The sequence below is a fragment of the Nocardiopsis sp. CNR-923 genome (genome assembly GCF_001942255.1).
Taxonomy (GTDB): Bacteria; Actinomycetota; Actinomycetes; order Streptosporangiales; family Streptosporangiaceae; genus Nocardiopsis.
In genome coordinates this window covers 104,721-120,715 of sequence record NZ_MKKC01000022.1, presented here as the reverse complement: position 1 = coordinate 120,715, position 15,995 = coordinate 104,721, and the positions used below count along the sequence as shown (strand labels likewise).

At 71.3% G+C, this 15,995-nt stretch carries 15 protein-coding genes, 1 tRNA gene and 3 pseudogenes; 9 read left to right on the top strand and 10 right to left on the bottom strand.

What is annotated here, in order from left to right; all coding sequences use genetic code 11:
- Positions 1-68 precede the first annotated feature (68 nt).
- From BJF83_RS26435 to BJF83_RS01800, 3 genes are read right to left on the bottom strand one after another with little or no spacing between them, the layout of a single operon-like run.
- Positions 69-257, bottom strand: coding sequence for a hypothetical protein (locus tag BJF83_RS26435; protein ID WP_143831750.1), 189 nt, complete (start codon positions 255-257; stop codon positions 69-71).
- On the bottom strand, positions 254-691 hold the full coding sequence (locus BJF83_RS01805; protein WP_075924910.1) for a MarR family winged helix-turn-helix transcriptional regulator: 438 nt from the start codon (positions 689-691) through the stop codon (positions 254-256). Before BJF83_RS01805 ends, BJF83_RS26435 begins: the two co-directional genes overlap by 4 nt.
- On the bottom strand, positions 688-1,068 hold the full coding sequence (locus BJF83_RS01800; protein WP_075924909.1) for a hypothetical protein: 381 nt from the start codon (positions 1,066-1,068) through the stop codon (positions 688-690). Before BJF83_RS01800 ends, BJF83_RS01805 begins: the two co-directional genes overlap by 4 nt.
- Positions 1,069-1,383: 315 nt before the next feature.
- Here BJF83_RS01800 and BJF83_RS01795 point away from each other — a divergent pair, with 315 nt between their 5' ends.
- The 3 genes from BJF83_RS01795 (at position 1,384) to BJF83_RS01785 (ending at position 2,936) form a co-directional block, all read left to right on the top strand.
- On the top strand, positions 1,384-1,731 hold the full coding sequence (locus tag BJF83_RS01795) for a hypothetical protein (protein ID WP_075924908.1): 348 nt from the start codon (positions 1,384-1,386) through the stop codon (positions 1,729-1,731).
- Positions 1,732-1,836: 105 nt separating this feature from the next.
- Positions 1,837-2,400 carry a helix-turn-helix domain-containing protein gene (locus tag BJF83_RS01790; RefSeq protein ID WP_083678371.1) on the top strand — a complete coding sequence of 188 codons (564 nt, stop codon included), beginning with the start codon at positions 1,837-1,839 and terminating at the stop codon, positions 2,398-2,400.
- Between the two features lie 203 nt (positions 2,401-2,603).
- Positions 2,604-2,936, top strand: coding sequence for a hypothetical protein (locus BJF83_RS01785; protein ID WP_075924906.1), 333 nt, complete (start codon positions 2,604-2,606; stop codon positions 2,934-2,936).
- 297 nt (positions 2,937-3,233) lie between these two features.
- Here the strand turns inward: BJF83_RS01785 and BJF83_RS01780 are convergent.
- The 4 genes and pseudogenes from BJF83_RS01780 to BJF83_RS01765 all read right to left on the bottom strand — a co-directional run bounded on the left by BJF83_RS01780 (position 3,234) and on the right by BJF83_RS01765 (position 4,922).
- Positions 3,234-3,307, bottom strand: a tRNA-Val gene (locus tag BJF83_RS01780).
- 40 nt (positions 3,308-3,347) lie between these two features.
- Positions 3,348-3,821: a redoxin domain-containing protein gene (locus BJF83_RS01775; protein ID WP_075924905.1), complete on the bottom strand. Its 474-nt coding sequence runs from the start codon at positions 3,819-3,821 to the stop codon at positions 3,348-3,350.
- Between the two features lie 87 nt (positions 3,822-3,908).
- A pseudogene (locus tag BJF83_RS01770) lies at positions 3,909-4,333 on the bottom strand (DUF3052 domain-containing protein).
- A gap of 181 nt (positions 4,334-4,514) precedes the next feature.
- On the bottom strand, positions 4,515-4,922 hold the full coding sequence (locus BJF83_RS01765) for a secondary thiamine-phosphate synthase enzyme YjbQ (protein ID WP_075924904.1): 408 nt from the start codon (positions 4,920-4,922) through the stop codon (positions 4,515-4,517).
- Positions 4,923-5,049: 127 nt separating this feature from the next.
- On the opposite strand from BJF83_RS01765, the gene BJF83_RS01760 reads away from it, so the two are divergent.
- On the top strand, positions 5,050-6,729 hold the full coding sequence (locus BJF83_RS01760; RefSeq protein WP_075924903.1) for an alkaline phosphatase D family protein: 1,680 nt from the start codon (positions 5,050-5,052) through the stop codon (positions 6,727-6,729).
- Between the two features lie 34 nt (positions 6,730-6,763).
- Here the strand turns inward: BJF83_RS01760 and BJF83_RS01755 are convergent, their stop codons facing one another.
- Both BJF83_RS01755 and BJF83_RS01750 read right to left on the bottom strand, forming a co-directional pair.
- Entirely contained in the window at positions 6,764-7,699 is a 936-nt protein-coding gene (locus BJF83_RS01755; RefSeq protein WP_075924902.1) for a hypothetical protein, read from the bottom strand.
- Positions 7,700-7,953: 254 nt separating this feature from the next.
- A pseudogene (locus BJF83_RS01750) lies at positions 7,954-9,080 on the bottom strand (PucR family transcriptional regulator).
- Positions 9,081-9,443: 363 nt separating this feature from the next.
- Between BJF83_RS01750 and BJF83_RS01745 the strand changes: the two are divergent.
- From BJF83_RS01745 to BJF83_RS01725, 5 genes and pseudogenes are all read left to right on the top strand, one after another.
- A complete protein-coding gene (locus BJF83_RS01745) occupies positions 9,444-10,427 on the top strand; it encodes an ACP S-malonyltransferase (protein ID WP_083678370.1) in 984 nt (327 codons plus the stop codon).
- A 3-nt stretch (positions 10,428-10,430) separates the two neighbouring features.
- Positions 10,431-11,386 (top strand): annotated as a pseudogene (locus BJF83_RS01740) (beta-ketoacyl-ACP synthase III).
- A gap of 94 nt (positions 11,387-11,480) precedes the next feature.
- Complete coding sequence (locus tag BJF83_RS01735) at positions 11,481-11,720, top strand: acyl carrier protein (RefSeq protein WP_017598397.1); 240 nt, start codon at positions 11,481-11,483, stop codon at positions 11,718-11,720.
- Between the two features lie 148 nt (positions 11,721-11,868).
- The gene (fabF, locus tag BJF83_RS01730; RefSeq protein WP_075924901.1) at positions 11,869-13,107 is read left to right on the top strand and encodes a beta-ketoacyl-ACP synthase II; all 1,239 of its coding nucleotides are present in this window, start codon (positions 11,869-11,871) and stop codon (positions 13,105-13,107) included.
- Between the two features lie 159 nt (positions 13,108-13,266).
- Positions 13,267-14,445 carry an EAL domain-containing protein gene (locus BJF83_RS01725; RefSeq protein ID WP_075924900.1) on the top strand — a complete coding sequence of 393 codons (1,179 nt, stop codon included), beginning with the start codon at positions 13,267-13,269 and terminating at the stop codon, positions 14,443-14,445.
- 92 nt (positions 14,446-14,537) lie between these two features.
- On the opposite strand, the gene BJF83_RS01720 is transcribed toward BJF83_RS01725, so the two are convergent.
- Positions 14,538-15,488, bottom strand: coding sequence for an SGNH/GDSL hydrolase family protein (locus BJF83_RS01720; protein WP_075924899.1), 951 nt, complete (start codon positions 15,486-15,488; stop codon positions 14,538-14,540).
- Positions 15,489-15,995: the final 507 nt, after the last annotated feature.

Sequence of the window (15,995 nt, the reverse complement as noted above, 5' to 3'; positions counted from 1 at the left end):
GAGAACCGGGAGGGTCGCCCCCGCCGAGGGGCGGCCCCGGTGCCGCCGGCGGAGTCGGCGACACCCGTTCAGGGCATGACCGGCCGGACTTCGGTGCGCAGCCGAGGAACGGTCGAGTGGTCCGGCGCGCGGTGACGGCGCCCTCCGCTGCCCACTTCGACGTTCGGGCTCGCGAGATGCCCGTCCGTGCCGCGACACGTGCGCTCGACGAGTCGGCGGTGCCCCTCGACGCCCGACGGCGCGATGGCGTGGCTCATTCGTCCATCGCGTAGGACCTGTCCATCAGATCGGTCATCGCCCGCTGAAAGTCGAGGCGCCTCTTCTCGCTCCACCCAGCGGTCAGCTGGGCAAAGATCTCCTCCTGCCAGTGATGAGCCTGGTCCAGCATGGACCGGCCCGCGGGGGTGAGCGACACCTCACGTCGTCGGCCATCAGTCTCGGATACCGCCGTGACCAGATATCCAGCGTCCGCGGCGCTCCTGACCAACCGCGAGGCCCCGCTCTGGTCGATCCCGATCTCGTGCGCGATCGAGTCGACACTCGCACGGAGACCGCGCTGGCCGAGGGAGTGGACCGCTTCGCTGACCAGCACCAGGCGCCCCTGCCCAGCCCCGGGGTCGTCCGTCGCGGAGCGGCGTGACCAGTGCCTGACGAACCTGAACAGGAGTTGGCCCGGCTCCTCGCCCGTCACTCGGATGCCGCCATCTCGCGGCAGATGTAGGCCAGTTCAAGGGCGGACTTGAGGTCCGGCAGGCGCAAGGCGGCCGTCACCTTGCCGCCGGAGGCACGGAAGACCGTCGCCACACGTGTCGCCGCCGTGCTCTCCGGCCAGGTTGCATCCTCCTCGACCACCATCAGCCGTTCACTGATCGGGTGCCACGACCGTGGGGTCAACTCGATCCCGGTACGCTCCACCCACTCCGCGAACTGCGAGGGGGTGATCGGGCCAGCGCCCTTGGGTCCGAGTACGACGATCGGATCACCGACCCCGCTCGCGGACCGTTGCGGGCTCTTGCCATTGACGCTCGCGTGCCACTCGACGATGGCGGCTTCCAGTCGGGTTTCCATCCAGTCATTGTATGCAATCCGCATACATAAGTGCAATCGGGGGTGCCGGCACCCGTACCAACTACGGTCTCCCCCGATGAACGCGACGGACGACCCGGTGAGCGCGTTCACGCGCGAACAGGGCCGTCTCGGAGGGAACAGGGCCGTCTCGGAGGCGAGTGGACCCTGGGCAAGCCAACTACAACCCCCGGGGGCGCAGCCCCACGATGCAAGAAACCGCTGCACTCACCCCGCCGATCTGCGCGACCTCGGCCGCAGGGGGGTACCTCGGGGGGTTCGGGGGGTCTCCCCCCGGGAGACACGAAGGACGACCCGGTGAGGCGGCCGAAGGCCCCCGAGCAGGGTCGTCCTGAGCCCGTGGACCCTGGGCAAACCAACTACAACCCTGTCCAGCTCGCCGCCAAGCTCGAAACACTCCTCCGCGAGCTACCCGCACCGACAGCACCCCTCCCCCAGCACGAGAAGCCTACGAAGAAGCCGGGCACCGCGAAACGTCTCAAGCCCCACGAAGTCAACGAGCTGATCGCCGCCTACCAAGCAGGCACGAACGTCTACAAGCTGGGAGAAAGCTTCGGCATCACCCGACAGACGGTGAGCGCCATCCTCAAACGCCACAGTGTGCAGATGCGATGGAACCGCCGGTCAACGAAGCGGATCCGATGATCGCTCGCCACGATTGCGGTCCGTGCCTGGGCGCAAGACCTCTGCCGATCCTTGTGTACCGACACCGTCGAGAGGTTACACTTATTACAGTTAAGGGAGGGTGATATGGCTACAGCACTCACCAGAGTGGTGGAGGAGATCGCTCCGCCAGCATCAGAAGAGCAGAGGGAAGCCACCCGAACAGCCGTCAGCCAGATCCTCAGCGACACAGCGCAGGTGGTCCTGAGGCTACCCGGCGGAGAAGAGTACCAACTCGACAGAGACGAGCTGCGAGCCCTCTTGGCGATCGCCCTTGCCAGGGCGAACGGCCAAAGCGTCTCCGTCATCAGCCACGATGTGATGCTCAGTCCACAGCAGGCGGCCGAACTACTCGGTGTGTCCCGACCCATGGTGTATCGCTTCATCGAGCGCGGCGATGTGAACGCGACACGTGTGGGCACGCACTGGCGGTTGCTGGCCGCAGACGTGCTCGCGTTGGCGGAGCGTCGCACGCGACTCATCGATGGCGTTGACACCGGACTTGACCAGGTTGCCGACGCAATGGCTTCCTCCGGTCGAGGAGCCGCAACCAAGGATGGAGCGAAGGAGAGCTGGCGTGCAGCGACTCCCGAGCAGAAGGAAGCATCTCTGGAGCGGGTACGTCGCAGGACAAGGAGCCGGCGTAAGTGAACGATGGAGGTTCCCTGCTCGGTGTCGTACTGGACGCCAACGTCTACATCGATGCCGTCAGTGGCAACAACCTGGAGATTCTGGGTGACCCGCTGGGGTTCGACGGTATACCGTCACTTCCTCCCCGGCGGGTGCATCCAAGCCTGCACGTTCTCGGAGTAATCCGTGATGGAGGGGTCTTGGGACGGGGGTATGCCTTGTAGGTGAGTGAGCACATCCTCGCCATGGTCGATCACAAGCTGATCGACACAGGATGGCTGGAATCGGATGTGGACACCTATATCGATCTCATCTGCGACCTGGCTGAGCTGTCCGGAGGCGGCTACTACAGCGACGTTCCGCAGACGCAACATGACTGTGAGGACCCCGAGGACAATCTGATCCTCGATTTGGCCGCCTTCACCGATGCATCTCTGATCGTCAGCAACGACAGCGACCTGCTCGTCCTGGGGCGCCCGAAGGGGTGGAAGGGACGGGGCATCATCTCTCCCGCCGACTTCACCAAACGAGCAGAAGCCGCGATGCGCTACAGGTGAAACCGCCACATCGGAGCAATCCCGCGTTTCCCCAGAAGAGAAGACAAGACGATCCCGCCAAGCGGCCCAAGGCCCCCGGGCAGAGTCGTGTGAGTGTCGAGTGGACCCTGCGCGATCCAACCACGACCCCCGGGGCGCAGCCCCGCGATGCAAGAAACCGCCGTGCTCACCCCGCCGGCCTGCGCGGCCGCGGCCGCAGGGGGTGTCTCGGGGGTTCGGGGGGTCTCCCCCCGGAAAACACGACGGACGACCCCGCGAGGCGGCCGAAGGCCCCCGAGCAGGGTCGTCCCGAGTCCGTGGGCGCGAAGGGACTCGAACCCCTGACCTATTGCTTGTAAGGCAATTGCTCTGACCAACTGAGCTACGCGCCCGCGTCGCGAGCGATCATACCGCCTCGTGTCTGCCCTCGCGTCAGCCGTTTCCGGTCAGGGAACGCAGTTCTCGGAGGTAGTCGTCAACGTCGCGGGGCTCGGAGACGGGCGTGGTCACGGTCCAGCGGACGATCCCGTCGTCGTCGACGAGGAAGGTGCCGCGCCGGGCGGTGCCGCGGGTGGGGTCGAAGACCCCGTAGGCGTCGGCGACCGCCCCATGCGGCCAGAAGTCCGACAGCAGGGCGAACGGGAAGGACTCCCGGTCCGACCACGTGCGCAGGGCGAACACCGAGTCCACGGACACGGCGAGGACCGCGGCCCCCAGTGCCGCGAACTCCGCGTGTCGCGCGCTCAGGTCGGCCAGTTCGCCCGAGCAGACGCCGGAGAAGGCCAGAGGATAGAAGACCACCAGCACGGGACGGCCCCGCAGGCCGGTCAGGGTCGTGTCCTGCCCGTACTGGTCGCACAGCGTGAAGTCGGGCGCGTAGGCGCCCACGGTGATGGTGTCTGTCATGTTCGTCGGCGGGCGCTCCTCAGCGCCGCGCGCCCTGCTTCGGGACGCGCGGCACCGGATACCCCCACCCGCTCGGGGTGGAGTCCGTCACCGCTTGGGAACGACCATACGGGTGCACGACCAGTCCGCGCCGACACTGATCGCACTGGTCTGCGACAGGCCGGACGTGGTGGCCGCCTCGGAGACGTCGTTCGGGGACACGTGCAGTTCACGCCCTGCCTTCGGCGTCAACACCAGGATGATGCCACCGTCGGCGATCAGGGGCACCGTGTCCATCAGGCGTCGGTGAGATCCCCCTCCTCGTCGGACCGCCACCACAGCAGTGCCGCATCGACATCGCCGTCGAAGTCCTCGTCGACCAGTGCCTCGCCCGTGAGTTCGGCGATGGAAGCGCGCAGTCCCTCGTCGACGTCGTCGTCGAAGCCGAATTCCTGCACCACCTGACCCGGCTTGAATCCGAGTCGGTCAGCCAAGCCGCGTTCGCTCTGTGCCTGGCCCGCGGTCGCGCTCACGAAAGTTCTCCTCCACAGATGGTTTTTCTCAATCTTGCCTGCACGAAGCAGTTGTCACAACGATGCCGGGCCACATTCCCGTCCGTCGCGTGGTCCGTGACCACCACTGATCACCTAGTTCACACGCTAGTGGCATCTCCCGTCAACGCGCCGTCCGAGCCGGGCCACGGCGGTTCCCCTCTCACGCCGTCGTCAGGAACGACAGGCGCACCTGCCGGTCCGGGTTGTCGATGTTGAGGTCGACCAGGGCGACGGACTGCCACGTCCCCAGTTCGAGCCGTCCGGACAGCACGGGGACGGTGGTCTGCGGGGCGACGTAGGCGGGCATGACGTGCGATCGTCCGTGCCCGCGGGAGCCGTGCTGATGCCGCCAGCGGTCGTCGGCGGGGAGCAGGTCGTCGAGTGAGGCGAGCAGGTCATCGTCGGACCCGGCGCCGAGTTCGATGATGGCCACGCCGGCGGTCGCGTGCGGGACGAACACGTTGAGGAGTCCGTCGCCGCCGCCCGCCACGAAGTCGGCGCACTCGCGGGTGATGTCCGTGATGCTCTCCGAACCTCCTGTGTGCAGCTCAAGGATCTGTGTCCGCATAGCGCCACCTTCGCGCAGCCGGGGCGCTCGTGCAACCATCTTCGGCCCGACTGTGGATGACGATGCGCCCACGAAACGCCATACTCGTCCACGACGTGTGAGAACCTGGGACAAACAAGGGGGAACGGTGACTGTCTCGTTACGTCTGGGGCCCCTGCTCCGGCACGCCGGACCGACCACCGCCACGGTCTGGGTGGAGGCGGACGCGCCGTGCCTGGTGCGCCTCCGCGTCGACGGCCGCGACGCCGGCTCGGCACGTACCTTCACCGTGCACGGCCATCACTACGCGGTGTGCGAGGTCGCCGGGCTGCCGCCCGGCTCGCGCCTTCCCTACGAGGTCCTCCTCGACGACGCACCCGTGTGGCCCGAACCAGGCAGTCCCTTCCCGCCCAGCGTCCTGCGCGCCCTCGACCCAGACGCGCCCACCCGCCTGCTGTACGGCTCGTGCCACACCCCCACGGGCGACAGCCCGGAGGGCCTCGTCCGCCACGGACCGGACATGCTCCGCGCCACCGCCCGGCGGCTGGCCGGGGAACCCGTGGACGGCAACCTCCTGCTTCTGCTCATCGGCGACCAGGTCTACGCCGACGAGGTCCAGGAGTCCATGCGCGCGGTCCTGCGCCAGTCGCGCGCCGCCGACCCCGCCGACGGCGCCCCCGACGACGAGGTGGTCCGGTACGACGAGTACGCCGAGCTCTACCGGCAGGCCTGGAGCGACCCGCAGGTGCGCTGGCTGCTGTCGACCGTCCCCAGCCTCATGGTCTTCGACGACCACGACATCCGCGACGACTGGAACACCTCCGCCGCGTGGCGCCGGTCCATGGAGGCCCTTCCCTGGTGGCGGTCACGGATCACCAGCGGCCTGGGCTCGTACTGGGTCTACCAGCACCTGGGGAACCTCTCCCCCGAGGCCCGCGCCGCCGACCCCGTCTGGACCCGGGTGCGCGACCACGGCTCCGACGCGGCCGGGGTCGTGGACGACTTCGCCCTGCGCGCCCACCGCGAACCCTCCTCCTACCGCTGGAGCCACCGCCTGGACATTGGACCGGTCCGAGTCCTGGTCGCCGACACCCGGTGCGGTCGCGCCCTCGGCGAGGGGTCCGGGCGGTCCATCCTCGGCCCGGACGGACACGACTGGCTCGACGATCAGCTCACGGGCGGCCCCGAGCACGTCGTGGTCGCCTCCACGGTCCCCGTCCTGCTCCCTCCGGCCGTCCACCACCTGGAGGCCTGGAACGAGGCGGTGTGCGCGGGCGCGTGGGGCGGCTGGGCCCGGGAACCGGCCGAGCGGCTGCGCCAGGCCCTGGACCTGGAACACTGGGGCGCCTTCCAGCGCTCCTTCCGACGCCTGGGCGCGGGCGTGCGCGCGCTGGTCGGCGGCGAGCGCGGCCCGGCACCGGCCACGGTCCTGTTCCTGAGTGGAGACGTCCACTTCTCCTACCTCGCGCGGGCCGGGGGAACGGGCGGAATTCGCTGGGACGGCGCGGAACCGGGACCGTCCGGCGGGCACCGCACACGCGTGGCCCAGCTCGTCTCCTCGCCGCTGTGCAACCAGATGCCGATCCCCTTGCGCCGTGCGGTTCGCCTCTCCGCCAGCGGGCCGTTCGCGGTCCTTGGGCGACTCCTGGCGTGGCTCGCCAGGGCGCCCCGGCCCTGGCTCCGCTGGCGGCTGGCGGGTCCCCCCTACTTCGGGAACACCATCGGCGAGGTGGTCTTCGAGGGCGCCTCGGCGGAGGCCGCCTGGTACCACTGTCCCGAGGCGGGGCAGGACGCCCTGCCCCGGGTGCACCGCCGCGCGAGCGTGTGAGGGCGAAGCGCGCTCACACGGGACCCCGCACCGATCAGTGCTTGGGCGAGCTCGGCCGCCGCGTCGACCGCGTGCCGCGGCGGTCCCGGCCGCCGGCGGTCCGCAGGGCGCCGCCCCGTTCGATGATGCTGCGCGCCGCGCGGTGCACGATCACCCGCGTCCCGTCAGCGGCCCCTCGCGTCCGCTCGGTCCAGACCCCGGCCCCGGAGCGCGACCCGGTCCGGGCCCCGGCCGTGTCCTCCGTGTCCGCGCGGGGTCCCCGGCTCCTCTCGGTCGGGGCCGCCCGGCTCGTGTCAGCAGCGCCCGCGCCGTCCGGAACCGCACCGGCGTCCGCGGCTGTCCGCTCGGCCGCCGACTCCGTCTCGGCCCGGCGGCGGTCCCGCTCCTGCCGCCACCGCCGCCAGGCGCGCGCGAGCGGCGTGGCGACCGGCCAGGTGACCGCCGCCCTGCGGGACAGGGCGTGCCAGAGGTAGGCGGTGGTGCCCCACGCCTCCATGGCACGGCGCGCCCGCGTGATGGTGAAGAAGGTGGGCAGCGCCAACAGCAGCTGCGGCCAGGCCAGCGCGAGGGCGGCCAAGAGCGGGTAGAGGCCGCCGCCCACGAGGGACGCCGCGGCGCCGAGCAGCACCGGGACGAGCGCCAGGCAGACCCGCAGACTGGTGAACTGCCGGAAGCGGTGCAGGGACCGACGTGCGGAGACCTGCGGGGACAGCCCCTCCGGGAGCGGTGTCGGCTGGACGACCAGGGCGAGGAGCAGCGTGCCCACGCCCACCGAGGAGGCCAGGAGGATCGTCCACCCCGGCGCGGACAGATCACCCCCGACCACGAGGTAGACGAGGGCGAGGATCGGAATCGGCGCGGGGACCCAGAACAGGACCCGCCTGCGCAGCTCGCCCTCCTGTGTTGGCTGGAGTACGGCCTCGGTCGCCGTCTCGATCAGCCGGAAGCTCTTCCTCAGTCGCTCGACCACAGCCTTGACCCCCAAGAACGTCGTGCCGGGGCGGCGCGGGAACCTCGCGTGTGCCCGTCCTCGCGGGTCCCACCGGCGTTCCGCCCACCACAAAGTTATCCCTTTCATGTGGTCCCCGGGCGCACACGGGCAGTTACAGACATACCCGACCGGAGTGAAAGATCCATAAGCAGGCAGGTAGAGCGGGCAACGATCGGGTCACGGACACCGGCGCGAAACGCCGAACCGCCTTGGAGGATCCCCTCCTGCGACGCCTACGCGGCGCCCTCCAGCCGCCCCAGGGCCACGGCGATCCTGAGCACGAAGGATCCGCGCCCGTCCGAGGGGGTGTGCCCGGTCAGTTCGGCGATGCGGCTGAGCCGGTACCGGACGGTGTTGGGGTGCACGAACAGCATCCGCGCGGTGGCCTCCAGCGACGACGCGTGCTCCAGGTACACCGACAGCGTGTCCAGCAACGGCGACCCCGCCCTGGCCAGCGGGACGTGGACCTGCTCGACCAACTGCCGCCGCGCGTCGGCGTCCCCGTTCAACGCGCGCTCGGGCAGCAGGTCGTCAGCGAGCACCGGGCGCGGCGCGTCGGGCCAGGCCACCGCCGCGCGCAGGCCGCTGACCGCCGCCCGCGCCGAGGACCCCGCGGCGCGCAGGTCGGGCACGGCCGGGCCGACCACGACCGGCCCCGGCCCGAACAGCCCGGCGAGGGGCTCCCCCGCGGCGAGGGGCAGTTCCTCCTCCGGGTAGCGGTCGCCGACGCGACCACCACGACCACCCGCGCCCCCTGACGGCCCGCGAGCACGTCGTGTCCGAGCCGCCGGGCGGCCGCGCGCAGGTCGTCCAGGACCTTGGCTCCGCCCTCGCCCTCGGTCTCCCCCGTCACGGCGATCACCGGGGTGTGCGACCAGCCCAGGGCCGAGCCCCAGGTCTCCAGACCCTCCTCCCGGTCGCCGTGCAGCAGCGCGTCGACGATGAGCGCCTCCAGGCGGGCGTCCCACGCCCCCCGGGCCTCGGCCGCCCGCGCGTAGACCTTCGCCGAGCTGAACGCCACCTCCCGCGTGTAGCGCAGCACCGCCTCGCGCAGCTGCTGGGCCCCGCCCGGCGCCGCGAGTTCGTCGACCTGGGCCTCGACCACGTCGATGACCACGCGGATCATGTCGACGGTCTGCTGGAGCGACACCGACCGGGTCAGCTCGCGCGGGGCCGTGCCGAAGACCTCGACCGTGATCGCGGGTCGGCCGCGCACGGGGTTGCGGAACCAGTCGACGAAGGCCGCCACCCCCGACTGCGCCACCAGGCCGATCCACGACCGGTCCTCGGCCGACATCCGGCGGAACCATCCGAGCCGCTCGTCCATGCGCGCGACGGCCGCCGTGCCGAGCGCGCCCATGGAGCGCTCCAGCCGCCGCACGGTCTCGGCGCGCACGCGGTCCTGCTCGGTCTGCCGGTTCCGTTCCCGGTTGGCGGAGTCTCGGGCATCCTGGTCTTGGGTGTTCACATCTCTAGGTTCGCATCCCGCGACAGTCCCGGGAGCGGCGCGCCCCAGGTCGACCCTCGCCGGAGAACCGCCGCCGGGCCCCTGCCCCGGTTCGCGCGCCCCTCGGGCCGCCCCGGAGTGATCTGTCACACTCCGCGCGCACCTGCGGCTACGTTCCTCGGCTACCGTTTTGTGGAGGGCCTACAAACGACCCCGAGGGAACTTCGTGCCCCTCCCCCTCTGACTGGTGAACTCCAACAGGGCAAGGTTGATGATGTGCTTGTCATCGTTGCTCCAGGCCAAGGCGCCCAGGTCCCCGGTTTCCTCTCTCCGTGGCTCGAACTGCCCGGTGTCCCCGAACAATTCGCCGCGTGGTCCGAGGTCACGGGCCTCGACCTGGTCCGCTACGGCACCGAGGCCGACGCCGACGAGATCCGCGACACGGCCGTCGCCCAGCCGCTGCTGGTCAGCGCCGGTCTGGTGGCCGCCTCCGCGATCCTGGGCACACTGACCACGCCCTCCCCGGCGCTGCCGGCCGATCGCGCCCTCGTGGACGCCGTCGCCGGTCACAGCGTGGGCGAGTTCACCGCCGCGGCGGTGGCGGGGGTCCTGTCCCCCCATGAGGCCCTGGCCCTGGTCGCCGAGCGCGGCCAGGGGATGGCCGACGCCGCCGCGCGCACCGAGACCGGCATGACCGCCGTGCTCGGGGGCGTTCGCGAGGAGGTGCTCCAGGCCATCGCGGACGCCGGGCTGACCCCCGCCAACGACAATGGATCCGGGCAGATCGTGGCCGCCGGGACCACCGGGCAGCTCGCGGCGTTCGCGGAGGACCCGCCCGCCCGCGCCCGGCTGCGCCCCCTCTCCGTCGCCGGTGCGTTCCACACCGAGCACATGGCCCCCGCCGTCGAGCGCGTCCGCGCGGCCGCGGCCCCTTTGACCCCCCAGGACCCCACGGTCCGGCTGCTGTCCAATGCCGACGGCGCCGTCGTCAAGCGCGGCGCGGACTACCTCGACCGCCTCGTCTCCCAGATCTCCTCTCCGGTCCGTTGGGACTCCTGCACCCAGACCCTCGCCGACCTGGGCGTGACCGCCCTGATCGAACTGACTCCGGCCGGCACCCTCACCGGTCTGGCCAGGCGGGCGCTGCGCGGGGTGGAAACGCTCGCGGTGAAGACGCCGGACGACATCGACCGCGCCACCGCCCTCATCAAGGAGCACGCCGGGGCCAGCGCCCCGGCGGGCGCCGACCAGGAAGGCTGAGACATGTTCAACACCCCGAGCACTCCCGCGGGCGCGGCCATCGTCGCCTTCGGCGAGTACCAGCCCTCGCGGGTCGTGACCAACGCCGACCTGGAGGCCCGGGTCGCGACCACCGACGAGTGGATCCGCAGCCGTGTCGGCATCGAGGAGCGCCGCATCGCCGGACCCGAGGACACCGTGGCGAGCATGGGCGTGGCCGCGGGCGGCAAGGCGCTGGCCGCCAGCGGGCTGTCCCCCGACGACATCGACCTGGTGATCGTCGCCACGTGCACCGCCACCGACCAGATTCCCAACACCGCCGCGACGGTCGCCGCGCGCCTGGGCGTCACCGCCCCCGGGGCCTTCGACGTCAACGCCGCCTGCGCGGGCTTTTGCTACGCGCTCGGCGTCGCCTCGGACGCGGTGCGCGCCGGGAGCGCCCGCAACGTGCTGGTGGTCGGTTCCGAGAAGCTCAGCGAGTGGGTGGACTGGGACGACCGGTCCACCTGTGTGATCTTCGCCGACGCGCGGGCGCCGTCGTGGTCTCCGCGGCCGAGGAGCACGGCATCGGCCCCGTGGTCTGGGGCTCGGACGGCGACCGCGCCGAAAAGATCTACCTGCGCGACCACAAGTACCTCTACCAGGAGGGTCAGGCGGTCTTCCGCTGGACCACCACGGAGCTGTACAAGGTCGCGCTGGAGGCCCTGGACAGGGCCGGGGTGGAACCCGGTGAGCTGACCGCGTTCGTGCCGCACCAGGCCAATCTGCGCATCGTGGAGTCGATCGCCCGGAAGCTGGGTGCGCCACAGGCACTCGTGGCCCGCGATATCGTCACCGCTGGCAACACCTCCTCCGCGTCCATTCCCCTCGCGCTCTCGCGCATGGTCGGACGCGGAGAACTGCCCTCGGGGAGCACCGTGCTCACCCTGGGCTTCGGGGCGGGACTGGTGTACGCCGCTCAGGTGATCCGCATCCCCTGATCCCGCACCCCCGGTCCGCGGCACTCCGCACGAGCCGGCCCCGCACAGCGCGGGACGCCCCCGGAACAGAACGTCAAGCAAGGAGACACACGACATGGCCCACAGCGAGCAGGAGATCCTGACCGGCCTCGGCGAGATCATCGAGGAGATCGTCGGCACCGAGCCCTCCGAGGTCACCCCGGAGAAGAGCTTCGTCGACGACCTGGACATCGACTCGCTGTCCATGGTGGAGATCGCCGTCGCCGCCCAGGACAAGTTCGGCGTCGAGATCCCCGACGACCAACTCAAGGACCTGAAGACGGTCCAGGACGTCATCACCTTCATCCAGAAGTAGCGTCCCCGTGGTCACCGGGGCCGGGGAGGCCCCGGCGGCCACGTCCGCGAACCCGGGCGGCGCGCGCCGCCCGGACCCGTCCAGACATCCGCCAACGCCTCCCGGTTCCCCGCGGCCGGGTACGATCCACGAGAAGGGCGATCGGATCATGTCCAAGACCGATGTCGTCGTCACCGGCCTCGGTGCCACCACCCCCCTCGGGGGTGACGTCGCGACCACATGGTCCGCGCTCCTCGACGGCCGGTCCGGTGTCACCATGCTCGACCCCGACTGGCACGAGGCGCTTCCGGTGCACTTCGCCGGGCGCATCGCACAGGAGCCCTCCGAGAAGCTTCCCCGCCCGAGGCTGCGCAGGCTCGACCGCACCCAGCAGTTCGCCCTGATCGCCGCCGAGGAGGCCTGGGCCGACGCGGGCAGCCCCGAGGTCGACCCCGTGCGCCTGGGCGTCGTCGTCTCCAGCGGTATCGGTGGGATCCTCACCATCCTTGAGCAGTACGACACCTTCCGTGAGAAGGGCTGGAAGCGGGTCTCCCCGTTCACCGTGCCCATGCTCATGCCCAACAGCCCCGCCGCGGCGGTCTCCCTGGAGTACGGCGCCCGTGCCGGCGCGCACGCCCCGGTCAGCGCATGCGCGTCCAGTGCCGAGGCCATCGCCAACGCGATCGACATGATCCGCGACGGCCGCGCCGACATCGTCATCGCCGGAGGCACCGAGGCGGCGATCCACCCGCTCAACATCGCCTCGTTCGCGTCCATGCGCGCCCTGTCCACCCGCAACGACGACCCGCAGGGCGCCTCACGCCCGTGGGACAGGAACCGTGACGGGTTCGTCATGGGCGAGGGCGCCGGGATCGTGGTCCTGGAGTCCGCGGAGCACGCCGCCAGGAGGGGTGCCCGCGTGTACGCGCACGCCGCCGGCGTGGGCTACACCGCCGACTCCTACGACATCGTCCAGCCCGACCCCGAGGGCGCGGGGCAGGCCCGCGCGATCGACCTGGCCCTGGCCGACGGCGGTCTCACTCCCAGCGACATCGTGCACGTCAACGCGCACGCCACGTCGACGCCCGCCGGTGACGTCGGCGAGACCCGCGCGATCCGCTCCGCCCTGGGCGACAGCGCCGCCGACCGCGTCGCGGTGACCTCGACCAAGTCGATGACCGGCCACCTGCTGGGCGGCGCCGGAGCCGTGGAGTCGATCGCCACGGTCCTGGCTCTGCACGACGGTCGCATCCCGCCGACGATCAACATCGAGGAGCTCGACCCGGAGGTCGTCGTGGACATCGTCCGCGACAAACCCCGGGACATGCCCGCCGGCGACGTGGCGGCCATCAACGAGTCCTTCGGTTTCGGCGGGCACAACGTCGCCCTGGCGTTCCGCCGCGCCTGACCCGGCCCTTCGGGCGTCACGGCACCGCCGTGGCGCCCGTTCGCCTTGTCAGGTACGGGTGACCGCGCCTGACCCGCAGTGACTGCGTGCAGGTGAAGGTCTGTTGAACAGCGGCCCACAGACCTTCTGCGCGGGTTCCGGTCCCGCCACTATGGGTGTGTGACTGTCCCTTCGCCCCAGCATGTCGAAGAGAGCCCTCCCACCGGCGAGAGCCCGCCCGGCGCCCGGCGTTCCTCCGACTCCGTGACCTTCCGGCCCGTGGTGGACCTCGACTCCGGTGCCGTCGTGGCCGTCGAGGTCGTCACGTCCCTGCCGCCCGCCGGCCGGGACGGTGTCGTCGAGGTGACCGACCGGGAACAGGTCGTGGTCGCCGAATGGCTGCTGGCGCTGGTCAAGGAGGCGGCGAGCACCGAGAGCCTGCTGCCGCTCGTCCTGCCCCTTCCCGCACGGACGCTGACCGCGGGCGACGCGTTCGTCTCCCTGCTCGACAGCCGACTGCGCCAGGCGGGCCGACGCCCGCGCGACATCACTGTCATGCTCACGGCGGACCTGGCCGACCTGCCCCGCGGGACCATCGCCTCCGGTGTGGCGCGGCTGCGGACCGCCGGGTTCCGCTGCGGCTTCGGCACCGCGCTGGTCCGCCCTGACCTGATCCTGGAGACCACGCCCTTCCTCGTCCGGCTGGACCCCACGATCGTGTCGGGGGTCTCCTCCGACCAGCGGCGGACCACCATCGTCGAGGGGCTGGCCCGTATCGGCCGGGGCAGCGGGGTCTACGCGATGGCGGCGGGCGTCTCCAGCGCCGAGGACGTCGTCCGGCTGCGCCGCTGCGGCCTGCGCGTGGGAACCGGCGACTTCTTCGCCGACAGCGACTGGCGGCCGGGCGGACGCGTGACGCCCGTGCCCGAACCCGTGCCGACCGACCAGGACCCGAGCGACGCCGGGCCGCAGATCACGGAGTTCATGCTCCCGCCGGTGGGCTTCGACTCCGACTCCACGGCCGAGGAGATCCTCGACGCGTTCACCGGTGACCCGGCGCTCAACAGCGTCATCCTCATCGACCACCGGGACCGCCCGCTGGGCGTCATCGACCGGACGCGGTTCCTGCTGTCGGTGACCGGCCGGTACGGGCACGCGCTGCACGCCAAGCGCCCCTCGATGCGGCTGGCGGAGTCGCCGAGGACCGTGCCCGCGTGGATGTCGGCGATCGCCGCGCTGCGCGTGGCCGGGCAGGACAACGCGCGGGTCTACGAGGACCTGATCGCCGTCAACTCCTACGGCCAGGTCGTGGGCGTGGTCCACGTGTCCGACCTGATCCAGTCGCTCTCCCGCAGCTGAGCCGGTCCCGGGCCGTTCCGGAGCGGGCGCCCGAAGCGTGGGCCGCGGGCACATACCCCGCTGCGCGACGGGCGGCATCCACCGCACGCGTCCTAATGGCTGGGAGCGGGACCCTTCGTACCCGACGGGCTGCTGGTCGGCACGCCCCCGCCGACGGCCTCGAACCCGCCGCGGTCCGCGGCCTCCTCGATGGCGCGCGCCATCCGCTCTCGGGTCGCCTCGTCGTGCAGGTATGCGAGCGTGGGCCGTTTGGGAAGGCGGCCGTCGCCGGACGATCGGCCCAGGGCACGGCGGCGCAGCCACGGCACCAGGTACTGGCGGGCCCAGCGGCGGTTCTCCCGACGTCGCAGGATGCGCGGCAGCTGCTGGGGCGGGGTGCTCCACGGGTCGGTCCAGGACTCGCGGGGGCCCATCGGGAAGCCGAGCAGGTCGGCGATGCGTGCCGCGACGATCCGGTGCCCGGCGCCGTTGAGGTGGAGGCGGTCGTCGCTCCAGGCACGGGAGTCGGTGAGGGCGTTGAGCGCCCACAGGTCCACGATCTCGGTGCCGGTGCGCTCGGCGACGGCGCGCATGTGCATGCTGAACACGGCGATGCGGCCGCGGTAGTAGCGCAGGACGGGGATCCACCCGGTGTCGTGGCCGGACAGGATCACGACGCGGATCCCGGCGTCGCGCAACTTCCGGATGCCCGCCTCGAACTGCTCGGCGAGCTCGTCGAGGTCACCGCCGGGGCGCAGCACGTCGTTGCCGCCCGCCAGGACGGTCACCAGGTCCGGCTTCCACTCCAGGGTCAGGTCGAGCTGTTCACCGAAGATGTGCCGCATCCGGCGGCCGCGCACGGCGAGGTTCGCGTAGCGGAAGTCGGGCGTGTAGGAGCCGAGGTGCTCCGCGAGGCGGTCGGCGAAGCCTCGGTACTCGCCGTTCGGTCCGCTGTCGTCTTCCATCCCCTCGGTGATGCTGTCGCCGATCGCGACGTAGGACCGGATGGCGTCCGGTCGTCTCGCGCGCGCGGCCGCTGGGGGATTCGTCTCTACGTCAGTCACGTCAACCAATCGTCCGGCTCGACCGCCCCACGCGCGCGTCGCGCCGAGGGCGCGCGGGAACGGAAGTCTGGCAGGGGCCGCGATGCCGCCGCCCCGATCCGAACACCGTCGACCCCGGGTCGGCCGCCCGGCGGCCATCCGGCCAAAGGGCGTTCGGACGAGGACAGTGCCCGACCAGCATACCGGTGGCCACCGTCAGCACGCCGGAACGGGGAGGGCTCGGGACGTGTCGTACACCCTGGTCCGGCCTGGTCCCGGGCGGTCCGCGCACCGCGACCGCCTGCCCCGCAGGGCCTCCGCCGCCCCCGAGCACTATGAGGTGGCTCACACCGACGGGGGCCGGCGCGTCCGCGATGGCCCTTGTCACGGTCCCCGCACGGCCGGGTCACAACCGGGTCGAGGCAGACCGGGACGTCCCGGGGGTACCCATGTGGCTTCCGGCCACGTACGATCTCCGTCAAGTACTCACGGCGCCCCCTGTCCCCCGGCACGCCGTGTCCACCCACG